Origin of the sequence: Parafrankia colletiae, assembly GCF_001854655.1 — a bacterium.
GTDB classification, from domain to species: Bacteria; Actinomycetota; Actinomycetes; order Frankiales; family Frankiaceae; genus Parafrankia; species Parafrankia colletiae.
The window spans coordinates 48,604-62,104 of record NZ_MBLM01000120.1; the positions used below are offsets into that span (position 1 = coordinate 48,604).

Below are 13,501 nucleotides of genomic sequence, written 5' to 3' on the forward strand. Positions count from 1 at the left end.
GGAAAGCGGCATGATCGTCACCCCGTGCGATGTCCGGCCGGGGTTCGCCCCGGCCGGACAGGTCGATGCCCGCCAGGCGCCACCCCCCGGCACCGGCGCCCAGACGGCACCGCCGCGGCAGCGGATCGCCGCCGGCGACCAGCTCGCCGGCGGCCGGCCCGCCACCGCGGCGCGGCCGGGCCGCTACGACCGCCAGCTCGGGATACCGGGCTTCGGCCCGGCCGCCCAGGAGCGGTTGCGCCGCGCGACCGTGCTGGTGGCGGGGATCGGTGGCGTCGGCGGCGCGGCGGCGACCTACCTCGCCGCCGCCGGGGTCGGTCGGCTGGTCCTGGTCCATCCGGGCCCGCTGGAGGAGCCCGACCTCAACCGGCAGACCCTCATGCGGCCCGAGTGGATCGGCGGCTCCCGGGTGGCCTGCGCGGAGCAGACTCTGCGCGCGCACCACCCGGGCGTCGAGATCGTCACCTTCGACCGCGAGCTGGCCAAGCTCCCCGAGCTCGGCCAGCTCGTTGGCGAGGCGGACGTCGTGGTGGACGCCCGCCACAACTTCCCCGACCGCTACCGGCTCAACGACCTCTGCGTGGCGTCGCGGACCCCGGCGGTCATCGCCGCGATGAACGCCACCGAGGGCAATGTGCTCGTCGTCGAGCCGGGGACACCCTGCCTGCGCTGCGTGTTCACCGAGGGCGACCCGTCCTGGGAGCCCCTGGGGTTCACGGTTCTCGGAGCCGTCTCCGGCCTGGCCGGCTGCCTCGCCGCGACCGAGGCGATCAAAATCATCGCTCGGTTCGGCGAGCCGGCCAGCGGCCGGCTGCTGCAGTACGACCTCTGGGACATGGACTTCCAGTCGCTGCGGGTGCGGCGCGACCCCGCCTGCCCGACCTGCGCCGAGCTCACCGGCGCCGGCGCCGAGGAGCCCACATGATCTACCTCGACCACAACGCGACCACCCCGGTAGACCCGCGCGTGGTCGAGGTCATGCTTCCGCTGTTCACCGACCAGTTCGCCAACCCGGCCAGCAAGCACGGGCCGGGGCGGGAGGTCACCCGGATCGTCGAGCGCGCCCGGCGGGAGGTCGCCACCCTCGCCGGTGCGCGTGCCCGCGACGTCGTGTTCACCTCCGGAGCGACCGAGGCCGCGAACCTGGCGATCGGCGGGGCGCTCGCCGCCGCCGGGCCCGACCGGCCCCGTGTGCTCGTCGGCGCGACCGAGCACCCCGCGGTGCTCGGCGCCGCCGACGCCGCCGCGGCGGCCGCGGCCGGGCCCGGCACCCGTGCCGAGCGGATTGCCGTCCACCCCGACGGCACCATCGACGTCGACGACCTGCGCCGCCTGCTTGGTCCCGACGTCGCGCTCGTCGCGGTGATGGCGGCCAACAACGAGACCGGGGCCGTGAACGACCTGCGGCCCCTGGTCGAACCCGTGCACTCCGCCGGCGCGCTGCTGTTCAGCGACGTCACCCAGGCCCTGGGGCGGATCCCGGTCAGCCTCGAGCGGACAGGCGTCGATGTGGCCGTCGCGTCCGCCCACAAGCTGTACGGCCCCAAGGGCGTCGGCGCGCTGGTCGCGTCGGGGGACGCCTGGGCGCGCATCGCGCCGCGGGCGCACGGGGGAGGGCAGGAACGCGGCCGACGGGCCGGCACCCTCAACACCGCCGGGATCGCCGGCTTCGGCGCGGCCGCCCGCATCGCGGCCGCATCGATGACGGACGACGGCAGGCGCCAGCGCACGCTGGTGGCGCAGCTGACCGAGCTGCTCGTCGGGCAGCTCGGCCGCGGCGCCGTCGAACTGAACGGCCCGGTGCGGGCCAGGCTGCCGAACACCGTCAACCTCCGCTTCGTCGGCGCGGGTGCCGACGACGTCCAGGCATGCCTTCCGCAGGTCGCGGTTTCGGCCGGCTCGGCCTGCAGCGGCGGCGGGGATGTTCCGTCCCACGTCCTGCTGGCCATGGGCCGGACCGCGGCCGAGGCCAGGGAGAGCCTGCGCTTCAGCCTGGGCCGCGCCACGACACCCGAGGAGATCCGCACCGCCGCGGACCAGGTGGCCCGCGCTGTCCAGCGCGTCCGCTCCCTTACCCAGAGCACCCCCATCCAAGACGAGGTTCGCGATGACAACCGAGCTCGAACAGCCCGACCCGCGGGTACGCCGGCTTAAGGGAGTCGTCATCCGGTTCGCCGGTGACTCCGGCGACGGCATGCAGCTCACCGGTGACCGCTTCGGTGCGCAGGCCGCCGAGGCCGGCAACGACGTGGCGACCCTGCCCGACTTCCCCGCCGAGATCCGGGCGCCAGCAGGCACCGTCGGCGGTGTGTCCAGCTACCAGCTGCACGTCGCCGACCACGACATCACCACCCCCGGTGACCAGCCCGACGTCCTCGTCGCCATGAACCCGGCGGCGCTGAAGGCCACCCTGAAGGACCTGCGGCCCGGCGGCGTGCTGCTCGTCGACTCCGGCGCGTTCAACGTGCGCTCGCTGGAGAAGGCCGGCTACGACTCCGACCCGCTGACCRACGGCTCGCTGAGCAACTACATCGTGCACGCGGTCGACCTCACCGGGCTCGCCGTCGGCGCCACCGACGGCCTGGGCCTGAAGCGCAAGGACGCCGCCCGCACGAAGAACATGTTCGCGCTCGGCCTGGTCTCCTGGATGTTCAACCAGCCGGTCGAGAGCACGATCGCCTACCTGGAGAAGCGCTTCGCGAAGAAGCCGCCGGAGATCCTCGCCGGCAACCTCGCGGCGCTGCGCGCGGGCGTGGACTACGGCGACACCACCGAGGCCTTCGCGGTCTCCTACGAGGTGAAGCCCGCCGCGCTGCCCCCGGGCAACTACCGGCACATGCGCGGCAACCGGGCCATCGCGTTCGGCCTCGTCGCCGCCGCGCACCAGGCCGGGATGCCGCTGTTCCTCGGCGCGTACCCGATCACCCCCGCCACCGACGTCCTGCACGAGCTGAGCAAGCTCATCTCGCACGACGTCCGCTCCTACCAGGCGGAGGACGAGATCGCGGCGATCGGCGCGGCGATCGGCGGCTCGTTCGCCGGCATGCTCGGCGTCACCGTCACCTCCGGCCCGGGCATGGCGCTCAAGGGCGAGGCGATCGGCCTGGCGATCTCGCTGGAGCTGCCGCTGGTCATCGTCAACGTGCAGCGCGGTGGCCCGTCCACCGGTCTGCCGACGAAGACCGAGCAGTCCGACCTGCTGCAGGCCCTCTACGGGCGGCACGGCGAGGCCCCGCTGCCGGTGCTGGCGGCGCAGAGCCCGGCGGACTGCTTCGCCGCCGCGTTCGAGGCGGCGAAGATCGCCCTCGAGCGGCGGACCCCGGTCATCCTGCTCTCCGACTCCTACATCGCCAACGGCAGCGAGCCGTGGAAGGTGCCGGACGTCAGTGAGCTGCCTGACCTGGGCATCGAGTTCGCCACCGAGCCCAACGGCGTCGGCAAGGACGGCAAGCCCGCGTTCCACCCGTACAAGCGTGACCCGCGCACCCTCGCCCGCCCGCTGGCCATCCCCGGCACCCCCGGTCTGGAGCACCGCATCGGTGGTCTGGAGAAGGCCGACGGCAGCGGCGAGATCTCGCACGACGCCGACAACCACGACCTGATGGTCCGCACCCGCCAGAACAAGGTGGACGGCATCGACGTCCCGCTGCTGGAGGTCGACGACCCGAGCGGGCCGCCCGGATCCGGCGCGAAGCTGCTCGTCATCGGCTGGGGCTCCACCTACGGCCCGATCGGCGCGGCCTGCCGGCTCGTCCGCGACCAGGGGCTGGACATCGCCCAGGCGCACCTGCGCTACCTCAACCCGCTGCCGGCGAACCTCGCGTCGGTCCTGGCCGCCTACGACACCGTGCTCGTCCCGGAGATGAACCTCGGGCAGCTCGGCGGCCTGCTGCGGATGCACTGCCAGATCGAGCCCGTCGGCTACACCCAGACCCGCGGCCTGCCCTTCCGGGCGGTCGAGCTGGCGGCGGTGTTCACCCGGCTCGTCGACGGCACCAGCGTCGGCACCGAGCTCACCACGGAAGACATCAAGGCCATCGGCGGCTCCGGCGAAGTCGGCCGCAGCGAGCTCGGATCGGAGGGAGACAAGTGACCAGCCCCGACGCAACTGGCAAGCARCTCACCGCCAAGGACTTCTCCGCCGGTGAGGCACGCTGGTGCCCCGGCTGCGGTGACCACGCGATCCTCAACAACATGCGCAACCTGATGCCGACCCTCGGCATCCCGCGCGAGAACTTCGTGGTCATCTCCGGTATCGGCTGCTCCTCCCGGCTGCCGTACTACCTCGACACCTACGGCATGCACTCGATCCACGGCCGGGCGCCGTCCATCGCGACCGGTGTGTCGATCAACCGCCCCGACCTGTCGGTCTGGGTGGTGACCGGTGACGGTGACGCGCTGTCGATCGGTGGCAACCACCTGATCCACGCGCTGCGCCGCAACGTGAACCTCAAGATCCTGCTGTTCAACAACCAGATCTACGGCCTGACCAAGGGCCAGTTCTCGCCGGCGACCAAGCCCGGCACGGTCACCCCGTCCAGCCCGTTCGGCTCGCTCGACCACTCGTTCAACCCGCTGGCGCTGGCGCTCGGTGCCGAGGCGGGCTTCGTCGCCCGCACTGTCGACACCGACCGCAAGCACATGATGGAGATCCTCGCCGCCGCCGCCGCCCACGACGGCTCCGCGCTGGTGGAGATCCGGCAGAACTGCCCGACCTTCAGCGCCGGGGAGAAGGCCGCGGCGGCCGACTCGTCGGTGCCCACGGGGGCTGACGGCCCGATCCGCCTGGAGGCGGGCGCGCCGATCCTGTTCGGCGCCGACAGCCAGTGGGCGGTGCTGCGCGACGCCGAGAGCGGCGACCTGAAGTTCGGCCGCTCGACGGAGAAGGGCGTCGTGGTGCACAACCCGCGCTCGACCAGCCCGACCTACGGCTACGCGCTGGCCCGGCTCGCCGACGTCGACCCCGACCTCGCGCCGATCGGCGTGTACCGCGCGGTGGAGCGGCCGAGCTTCGACAAGCAGTGGCAGAACACCCTGGCCACGGCCCGCGCGGGTGGGCGCGGCGACCTGCAGGAACTGCTCTCCGGTAACGACTCCTGGACGGTGCCGGCCCGGGCCTGACCCGGACCCGCGCAAGGCTGACCAGGCTGACCAGCGCTCCGGCCGGTGCACCGTCGCGCCGGCCGGAGCGGCCAGCGGTCAGGCCAGGGCTGTCGACCCGGGCCAGGGCATTGCACGAACCGCAGGCAAACGAGATCCTCCCGGGCCCTCGCGCAGGACCCGGACCTTAGACGGGAAGAAGAACTCCGATGCCCTACGTCGTCACGTCACCCTGCATTGACGTCAAAGACACCGGCTGCCTCGACGAGTGCCCGGTCGACGCCATCTACGAAGGCGGCCGGAAGCTCTACATCAACCCCAACGAGTGCACCGAGTGCGGCGCCTGCGCCTCGGCCTGCCCGATCGGCGCCATCATGCTCGACCTCGAGGTTCCCAAGGCCGAGCGGTCCTTCGTGAAGAGCGAGAAGGAGTTCTTCTCGAAGGTGCTGCCGGGCCGCGACGAGCCGCTCGGCGACCCCGGCGGCGCCAAGACCGTCGGCAAGGTCGGCGTCGACACCCCGTTCGTCGCGGAGTACGAGGCCTCCTGAGCACCTCGCTCGAGCCGTTCTGACGGCCGAGTCGACCGGCTCTTCGGGGCCGAAAGCGCCACCGGCTGATCGTTGCCACGCGCGAGTCGCGTGGAGACCCGATGATCAGCCGGTGGCCGGCCTGTTTTATCGACGAGTCCGGCTGTTACGGGTCAGAGTCCGGGCCCCGCCGCCGGAAGTCGGGGTGCGCGGGGCAAGGTCACGGCTCTTCGAGAGTTGTCCTGATGGTCAGGCGGTGAAGACCCATCCGGGACGCCCGTCCTGGATCAGGCGCGGTCGGTGGTGGCAGTGCCGAACAGTTCGAGGTAGCGCTGAGCCGCGTTGGGGTGCAGGGGCGGGTTGATGAGCGAGGAGCGGACGTTCGTCGCCTCGGCCGCGTTGAAGTAGGCCTCGTAGGCGAGGATGTCGCGGTTGCGTTCGAACAGGTCGTGCATCTTCTCGATGTAGAGCGGGTTGTCGCCGCCGCCGTGCCGGTCCGCCCGGACCAGGCCCCATTCGGGCACCGCGAACTGCTTGCCGTGCGCCCGCGCGAACGCGGCCACCGTGCACGTGCCCGACGGGACGATGCACTGCTGCTCGAAGAGTTCCGGTGTCAGCGACGGAGGGTACGAGTCGTAGGTGTCGCTGCTCACGATGTCGACGAACTCGTCGCCGGGGTAGGCCGCCCACACGTCGTCACCGTTGGGCATCCGGTCCCGGTGCGCGCTCACGTTGAACTCGATGCGAACTCCGGGGGCCGTCGAACGGATCGCGGTCGCCGCGTGCTGGAAGCAGGTCTTCCAGGTCGCGGTGTCGCGGGGGTACCACCAGAACCAGTTGCCGTTGTACTCCCAGCCCAGGCGCACGATCGCGTCGGGCCGCCCGTTGCGGGTCAGGGTCTGCCCGAACGCGGCCCAGTGCTGGTCGTAGTGGCCACGGGAGCAGGTGCGCTCGTCACCTGACTGCGGGAACAGCGGCTGGGCTACGGAGAGCTGGCCCGCGTACACCTCCGGCCGGTAGTCCGCGAAGGGCCAGTCGGAGTAGGCGATGTGCTCCCAGTTGTTCCGGACGGTGAACACGGTCGCGATGTCCGTCGGTCGCCCCGTCCACGCCTCCCACGCCCGGATGTCCAGCGGCGGGTTCGCGTTCGTTCCCGTCGGCCACCGGGCCCCCGGCGCCGCCGGGCCCTGCGGGGTCGGCTCGGGCGCGGCGGGCTGCCCGGCCGGGCCCGGCGCCGGCCCGGTGTCCGGACGCGGGCCCGCCGTTGACGGCTTCGGCGCCTGCGGCCGGCCGTCGTCGCTGGCCAGGGCGACCAGGCCGAGTACCCCGAGGACGACGACCATCCCGGCGGCCGCCGCGCCGATGATGGACCGGCGGCGGCGTCGGCGCGACCGGGTCGGCCTGGTCGCTCCGCGGTGGGTCCCGCGCCGGCGCCCCTTTCGTCTGCCGCTCCCGGAGCCCTCGCCGGGCTCCGCGCCGGCCTGCGGCCCGGTGCCGGGCTCCGGCTCGTCGCCCGTCCCGGTCACCGCTCCGCCGACGGTACTGACCGCGTCCGCCTCTGACGGGGCGTCGTCGGACTCCATGGCAGGCACCGGCAGCGGCAACGTCGCCGCCGGTCCCTCCGTGCCCGAGGCCGGGGCGCCGGGAGCCGTGGCGTCGGCCGCGCTGTCGTGGGCCCAGGGCGCATCCGCCTCGTCCGTGCTGCTTCCTGCCACCACCGTGCTACCTGCTTCGTGCCGCTGCACGTATGTCCCCTATCGAGCACCCGCCGGTGGTCACCGGCCCATCTTTCCAACCTCCTTACGGGGACGCCCGGGGGGACACCCGGCCTTCCGCCCACTCTTGGGCCGCTGGCCAGGACTGTTACCGGGGATGGGGCCGGGATTGACCACTGTGGGGCGCCGATGGGCCGGCCCGCGGCGGCGGGTCGCGGCGGCGGGTCGCGCACGGAGATCTGCCGCCCCTGGGGCCTCAGTCGATCAGTTCGTAGAAGGCCAGCGCCGGCGGCGGGTCGGTCTGGACGGAGTCGCTCTCCCGCACTCTCCCGTCGGCCGACCGGGCGGCCATCTCCGCCAGGGGCACCTCGAGGTCGTCGGCCTCGATCTCATAGACGGCCAGGTACTCCCGGGCCGAGGGCCTGGCCGTGATCTGCCCGGCGTCGCGGATCCGGTACCGGCGGGCGGAGACGATTTCCGGAATCGCCCGGATGTCGGGCATGTGCTCCTCGGAGTACCACCGGTTGTACTCGTCCTCCCGCTCGGGCGAGACCGGACGTGTCTGCACGACAAGGATGCCCTTCGGCACGTGGAACCTCCCTGGTGTCGCGGGCCCCCGGCCGCCCTGGCGGYGGGCTCAGACCCGCCACAGCGGGTTGGGGATGGCGCCCGTGTGGCCTGTCCGCGCGTGGGTGATGGTGACCACGCTGTCGTCGAACATGTCCAGGAGATACGCCTGCGAGGCGGCGAGATGGGCGCGGGCGACCCGCTCGGCGGCCGCGGCGCGCCCGGCGGTGATCTCGGTGAGGACGCGGCGGTGGGTCCGCACGACCTGCTCGGCCTCGACCTGGTCGGGGTACTCGCCCCGGCTCGCGGCCGTGTCGGCCCAGGCCCGTTCCTGCGCGGACCACAGTGCGACCAGGCTGCCGACGATGTGGCGGATCGTCGCGTTGGGAGTCAGCGCGACGACGAGCTCGTGGAACTCGCGGGCGGCGTGGGTGAAGGGGCCGCTGGTGCCGACGAGCCGGGCGGTGGCCTCGATGTTCGCCCGCAGCGCCGGGACGATGCGCTCCTGGCGGTCGGGGGCGAGGGCGCACTGGGCGGCGCACTGCGGTTCGAAGGTCTGCAGGCCGACCGCGAGATCGCCGAGGGTGACCCGCCCGGCCTGCAACGCGAGCCCGAGGTGGTACGCGGCGGACGACTCGTCGGGCCGGTGCACCTCGGCGCCGCCGACCTTGCCGCGCCGCACGGTGACGAGGCCCTCGGTCTCGAGGATCCGGATGGCCTCACGGATGGACGGGTAGCTGACGCCGAACTCCTGGACGAGCTGGTCCTGGGTCGGCAGCTGGTACTCGTCGGAGCCGTCACCGGAGAGGATGCGCCCGCGCAGCGTCGACGCGACGGTCTCGGCGATGCGGACCTGCGAGACTCGTCCCTGGCGGGTCGGCACCTTGGGCACCCTGTGAGCATACCCCTTCTTATCTTTATAAGTATTGAAGGTTGAAGCGTTTCCGGCTACTGTCTGCCGTCCATGGAGTACGACATGGGCGAGGGAGTGGAGACACTCCGGCGCGACCTGCGCGAGCTGGTCCACAAGCATGTGCCGCCGGACTTCCTCGGCGCGTTCACCGACGATCCGGCCGACCTCGAGGTCGCCCAGAGCTTCTCCCGGACCCTCGCCGAGCTGGGCCTGCTGTGCATGGCCTGGCCCACCGAGTTCGGCGGCCGCGGTGCGACGCTGTGGGAACAGACGGTCGTCCGCGAGGAGATGTGGGCACACCACGAGCCACGAGGCGCCCAGTACATGGGCGTCAACTGGGTCGGCCCGGCGATCATGCGGCACGGCACGGCCGAGCAGCAGCAGCGCCACCTGCCGCCGATCGCCCGCGGTGAGGTGATCTGGTGCCAGGGCTTCAGCGAGCCGGAATCCGGCTCCGACCTCGCCTCGCTGCGCACCACCGCCCATCCGGACGAGGAGTCCGGCGGCTGGCGGGTCAGCGGCCAGAAGGTCTGGACGTCCTACGCGACCATGGCGCAGTGGTGCTTCCTGCTGGCCCGCACCTCCCGGGAGAAGCGGCGGCAGCAGGGGCTGACGGTGTTCCTGGTGCCGATGTCCGACCCGGCGATCGAGGTCCGCCCGATCCCCAGCATGCTCGGCCCGCACCATCTCAACGAGGTCTTCTTCGACGAGCTGCGGGTGACCGAGGCGGACGTCCTCGGCACCGTCGGCGGGGGCTGGTCGATCGTCCAGGAGGTTCTCGCCTTCGAGCGGGTGGGCATCGCCCGCTACGCCCGGGTCGAGCGCCTGCTCCAGGCCGCGCCGGCCGCGCTGGGCGCCGAATGGGACGTGCTGCCGGAGGAGCTGCGCAGCCGTTGGGCCCGGATGCTCGTCCACGCCCGGCGGGCCCGTCTGCTCGCCTACCGCGTCGTCTCCCTGCAGGCCGGTGGACGGATCAGACCGGACGACTCCGCGGCCTACCGGATCGCGGTGACCCGACTGGACCAGGAGAGCGCGGAGGTGCTCATGGACATCGTCGCCGGCGCGTCGCTGCCCGGGGAGGAAGGCCGGCGGTTCCGCCGTGCCGTGGAGGACCACCGGCGTTACTCGGTGTCCGCCACCGTGGCCTCGGGCAGCGTCGAGATGCAGCGGATCCTCATGTCGCGCTCGCTGTTGGCGGCGAGGTGAACACCGAGCTGAGCGAGGAGGCCGTCGAGTACGGCCGGACGGCCCTGCGCGCCTTCGAGGCGGCCGGTGGCGACCAGATCGTCCAGGACGCGGAGCGCGAGCCGGCCCGGCGGGCCGACCTCGTGGAGCCGGTCCTGGCCGAGCTCGGTGCCTGGGATCTCGACCCGCGCGGGGGCGCCGACGAACTCGAGGCGGTGGCCGCGCTGTGCCGGGTGGCCGGCTGGTGGGCGCTGCCCTACCCGGTCGCCGAACGGCTCGCCCGCCCCGCCGACGGCTCCACCGACGGCCTCGTCGTCATCGCGGGCACCGGACCCGGCGGCGCGGCCGGCGCTGCCGGCGCGGGCGACGCCCGCGATGCGGGCGATGCAGGCGATGCGGGCCTCGTCGGGTACGGCCCGGCGGCGCCCGTCGCCGGTCTCGGGCGGCGGTGGTCGACGGTGACGTTCGACGGAGGCCGCGGCGTCGCCACCGCCGCGCCGCCGACGACGACCCCCCGCTACGGCGCCTTCGTCACCGGGCTGGTCGACGATCCGGCGCTCGTCCCGAGCCAGGCGTCCCGCGACGGCGACGGGCTCGCCGACCTGGCGCTCGGCCTGGTGCTGCCGTGCTGGACCCTGCTCGGCATGCTCGACCGGGCGATCGACCTGACCCGCGCCCATGTCCTCGCGCGCGAGCAGTTCGGCCAGCCCCTCGCGCGGTTCCAGGGAGTGCAGTTCCAGCTGACCGACGCCGAGGTGGAACGGCTCGGGGTCGAGGAGCTGGCGAAGTACGCCCTGTGGGCCGTCGCCACCGGCCGCGGCGAGGCCGTCGACGACGCGCTCGCGCTGCGCCTCGCCATCCTCGAAGCCGCTGACCAGGTGTTCCGTGTCGCGCATCAGCTCCACGGCGCGATGGGCTTCTGCGACGAGACCACGCTGTCGTGGATCTCGCGGTACAGCCAGCCGGTCCGGCGCCTGCCGCTGGGTCTGTCGGCCACCCGTGACGAGCTCACCCGCCGGATCGGCCGGGCGGGCCTGGCCGGGCCCTTCGCCCCGCGCCGCGAGCCGAACCTGGAGGTGCAGCCGCTGTGACGAGCCCCGCGATCTCCACTGCGGATCTGGCGGAGTTCCGGGCCGAGGTGCGGCGCTGGTGCCGTGCCGAGGTGCCGTCCGACTGGCGGCGCACGCAGGCCGGCGCGTCCGACGACGAGTTCGTCCGCTTCCAGCAGGAGTGGTTCCAGCGGCTGCGCACGGCGGGTTTCGCCGTCCCGCACTGGCCCGCCGAGTGGGGCGGCGGGATGCCGGTCGCCCAGCAGGTGGTGCTGTACCAGGAGCTGGCGGCACATGACGCACCCCGGCTCGTCCTCGGCTTCGTCTCGATCCACCACGCGGCGTCGACGCTGCTCGCGGCGGGGACGGACGAGCAGCGGCGCCGGCACCTGCCCGCGATCCTCGACGGCGAGATCTGGGTGCAGGGCTTCTCCGAGCCCGAAGCCGGCTCCGACCTGGCCAGCCTGCGCACCACCGCGCGCCGCGAGGGCGACGGGTTCGTCGTCGACGGGCAGAAGCTGTGGGCCAGCGGGGCCGCGCACGCCGACTGGTGCCTCCTGCTCGCCCGGACCGACCCGGCCGCGCCCAAGCGGCGGGGGATCTCCTACTTCCTGATGGACATGCGCACGCCCGGCATCGACGTCCGGCCGGTGCGTAACGCGGCGGGCGAGTCGCACTTCTGCGAGATCTTCCTCAACGGTGTGGTGATCCCGGCCGAGAACCTGGTCGGCCCGGTCGACCAGGGCTGGCAGGTGGCCCAGTCGACGCTGAGCGCCGAACGTGGGATGACCATGCTGGAACTGGCCGAGCGGCTGGGCAACGCGGGCTTCCGGTGGCTGGTGGAGACCTGCCGCACGCCGGGGCCCGGCGGCGGGCGTCCCGTCGACGACCCGCGGGTACTGGACCGGCTGGCGGAGCTCGACACCGAGATCGCCGGCCTGCGGGCGTTGTGTCGCGGCCTGGTCGAGCGGCACGAGGCGGGCACCGCCGGCCCGGTGGAGGCCTCGGTGGTGAAGCTGTACTACAGCGAACTGCTGCAACGGACCATGGACTTCGCCGTCGAGGTGGCCGGGCTGCCCGCCCACGCCGAGCTGCGCAAGCCCGCGTCCAGCGGCTGGGAGTCGGGAGCGTGGGTGCTGGACTTCATCGGATCGTGGGAGTGGACGATCCCCGGCGGGACGAGCGAGATCCAGCGGACCATCATCGGTGAGCGCGGCCTCGGCCTGCCCCGGGAGCCGGTGGTGTCGTCATGAGCGCCCGTCCCGACGAGCAGGGCGGCTCGGGCAGCGCGGGCGGTTCGGGCGGCTCCGGCGGTGCGGCCGATCTCGGCGATCTCGGCGAGCTGCACCGGGAGCTGCGCGCTGTGGCCCGGGACCTGCTGCGCCGCAACGCAGCCAAGGCCGGCCCCGACCAGACGTATGCCACGGTCGACTGGTCGCTGCTCGCCGACACCGGCTGGCTCGGGTTGGAGGCACCGGAGGAGCTCGACGGCGCGGGTGTGACCTTCGCCGAGGTCGCGGTCGTCCTGCACGAGCTCGGTCGGGCCGCGGCGAGCACCCCCTACCTGGGCTCGGCTGTGCTCGGTGTCGGCGCACTGCGTCTGCTCGAGGCCGGGCCGGGGCGGGACGAGCTGCTGCGCGCGGCCGCCGTGGGCAGCCAGCGCCTCGCGGTCGCGCTGCCCACGGGCGATGACGACACGGCCGCCTTCCGGCTCGACGCGCACCGGGTGAGCGGCCAGGCCGACTTCGTGCCGGACGCGGCCGGCGCCGACCAGGTCCTGCTGCTCGCCGTCGACCCGGACGGGCTGCCGGTGGTGGTGCGGGTCCGCCCGGGCGACCCGGGTGTCACCGTCACCGACCGGCCCGTTCTGGACGAGACCCGCGGTCTCGGCACCGTGGTCGTCGACGGTGCCCCGGTTGACCCAGCCTCGGTGTGGCGGTTCGGCGGTGACGACCCGGCGGCGGCCGCCCGGCGGCTGCGTGACCGAGCCGCGCTGGCGATGGCCTGCGACGGCCTCGGCCTGGCGGAGGCGATGCTCGAGACCACTGTCGAGTACGCGGGGACCCGTCGGCAGTTCGGACGTCCCATCGGCTCGTTCCAGGCGGTGAAGCACGCCTGCGCCGACATGTTCGTCCAGATAGYGGTCGGGCGGGAGCTGCTCGGCGAGGCGGTGCGGTCGGTGGCGGCCGACGACCCCGATGCCGGTGTCGCCGTGTCGCGGGCGAAGTCGTACGTCTGCGCCGCCGCCGTCGACATCGTGGGCGCGGCGATGCAGCTGCACGGCGGCATCGGCTACACCTGGGAGGGTGGGGTCCACGTCTACCTGAAACGGGCGCTGCTGAACCGGTCGCTGTTCGGCGCCCCGGCGGCGCACCGCGCCCGGCTCGGCGCGAGGTTCTCCGCCCCCTGAGCGCCCGGACGACTGCATTACGGCCGGATCAGGGG

Annotated in this window: 12 protein-coding genes; 9 read left to right on the forward strand and 3 right to left on the reverse strand. The window is 73.2% G+C overall.

What is annotated here, in order from left to right:
* Positions 1–10 precede the first annotated feature (10 nt).
* From CC117_RS17230 to fdxA, 5 genes are all read left to right on the forward strand, one after another.
* The gene (locus CC117_RS17230; RefSeq protein ID WP_241830190.1) at positions 11–925 is read left to right on the forward strand and encodes a HesA/MoeB/ThiF family protein; all 915 of its coding nucleotides are present in this window, start codon (positions 11–13) and stop codon (positions 923–925) included.
* The gene (locus CC117_RS17235) at positions 922–2,154 is read left to right on the forward strand and encodes a cysteine desulfurase family protein (RefSeq protein ID WP_071085384.1); all 1,233 of its coding nucleotides are present in this window, start codon (positions 922–924) and stop codon (positions 2,152–2,154) included. Before CC117_RS17230 ends, CC117_RS17235 begins: the two co-directional genes overlap by 4 nt.
* Positions 2,108–4,093 (forward strand): 2-oxoacid:acceptor oxidoreductase subunit alpha, encoded by a 1,986-nt coding sequence (locus CC117_RS17240; protein WP_071085386.1) that lies wholly within the window; start codon positions 2,108–2,110, stop codon positions 4,091–4,093. Before CC117_RS17235 ends, CC117_RS17240 begins: the two co-directional genes overlap by 47 nt.
* Positions 4,090–5,121, forward strand: a complete 1,032-nt coding sequence (locus CC117_RS17245; RefSeq protein WP_071085388.1) for a 2-oxoacid:ferredoxin oxidoreductase subunit beta — start codon at positions 4,090–4,092, stop codon at positions 5,119–5,121. Before CC117_RS17240 ends, CC117_RS17245 begins: the two co-directional genes overlap by 4 nt.
* A 188-nt stretch (positions 5,122–5,309) precedes the next feature.
* Positions 5,310–5,648: a ferredoxin gene (gene fdxA, locus CC117_RS17250; RefSeq protein ID WP_071085390.1), complete on the forward strand. Its 339-nt coding sequence runs from the start codon at positions 5,310–5,312 to the stop codon at positions 5,646–5,648.
* Between the two features lie 266 nt (positions 5,649–5,914).
* On the opposite strand, the gene CC117_RS17255 is transcribed toward fdxA, so the two are convergent.
* The 3 genes from CC117_RS17255 to CC117_RS17265 form a co-directional block, all read right to left on the reverse strand.
* Positions 5,915–7,342, reverse strand: coding sequence for a glycosyl hydrolase (locus CC117_RS17255; protein ID WP_071085483.1), 1,428 nt, complete (start codon positions 7,340–7,342; stop codon positions 5,915–5,917).
* Between the two features lie 256 nt (positions 7,343–7,598).
* The gene (locus tag CC117_RS17260; RefSeq protein WP_071085392.1) at positions 7,599–7,931 is read right to left on the reverse strand and encodes a DUF4286 family protein; all 333 of its coding nucleotides are present in this window, start codon (positions 7,929–7,931) and stop codon (positions 7,599–7,601) included.
* Between the two features lie 48 nt (positions 7,932–7,979).
* Positions 7,980–8,792, reverse strand: coding sequence for a FadR/GntR family transcriptional regulator (locus tag CC117_RS17265; protein ID WP_071085484.1), 813 nt, complete (start codon positions 8,790–8,792; stop codon positions 7,980–7,982).
* Positions 8,793–8,885: 93 nt separating this feature from the next.
* Here CC117_RS17265 and CC117_RS17270 point away from each other — a divergent pair, with 93 nt between their 5' ends.
* From CC117_RS17270 to CC117_RS17285, 4 genes are read left to right on the forward strand one after another with little or no spacing between them, the layout of a single operon-like run.
* Positions 8,886–10,028 carry an acyl-CoA dehydrogenase family protein gene (locus CC117_RS17270; protein WP_241830191.1) on the forward strand — a complete coding sequence of 381 codons (1,143 nt, stop codon included), beginning with the start codon at positions 8,886–8,888 and terminating at the stop codon, positions 10,026–10,028.
* Complete coding sequence (locus CC117_RS17275; protein WP_071085395.1) at positions 10,025–11,098, forward strand: acyl-CoA dehydrogenase family protein; 1,074 nt, start codon at positions 10,025–10,027, stop codon at positions 11,096–11,098. Before CC117_RS17270 ends, CC117_RS17275 begins: the two co-directional genes overlap by 4 nt.
* A complete protein-coding gene (locus tag CC117_RS17280) occupies positions 11,095–12,309 on the forward strand; it encodes an acyl-CoA dehydrogenase family protein (RefSeq protein WP_198541887.1) in 1,215 nt (404 codons plus the stop codon). The genes CC117_RS17275 and CC117_RS17280 overlap by 4 nt, the downstream gene beginning before the upstream one ends.
* Positions 12,306–13,466, forward strand: a complete 1,161-nt coding sequence (locus CC117_RS17285; protein ID WP_241830192.1) for an acyl-CoA dehydrogenase family protein — start codon at positions 12,306–12,308, stop codon at positions 13,464–13,466. Before CC117_RS17280 ends, CC117_RS17285 begins: the two co-directional genes overlap by 4 nt.
* Positions 13,467–13,501: the final 35 nt, after the last annotated feature.

Coding starts and splice junctions, on each gene's coding strand:
- CC117_RS17230 (WP_241830190.1), top strand. CDS start 11: ATGATCGTCACCCCGTGCGATGTCCGGCCGGGGTTCGCCCCGGCCGGA.
- CC117_RS17235 (WP_071085384.1), top strand. CDS start 922: ATGATCTACCTCGACCACAACGCGACCACCCCGGTAGACCCGCGCGTG.
- fdxA (WP_071085390.1), top strand. CDS start 5,310: ATGCCCTACGTCGTCACGTCACCCTGCATTGACGTCAAAGACACCGGC.
- CC117_RS17270 (WP_241830191.1), top strand. CDS start 8,886: ATGGGCGAGGGAGTGGAGACACTCCGGCGCGACCTGCGCGAGCTGGTC.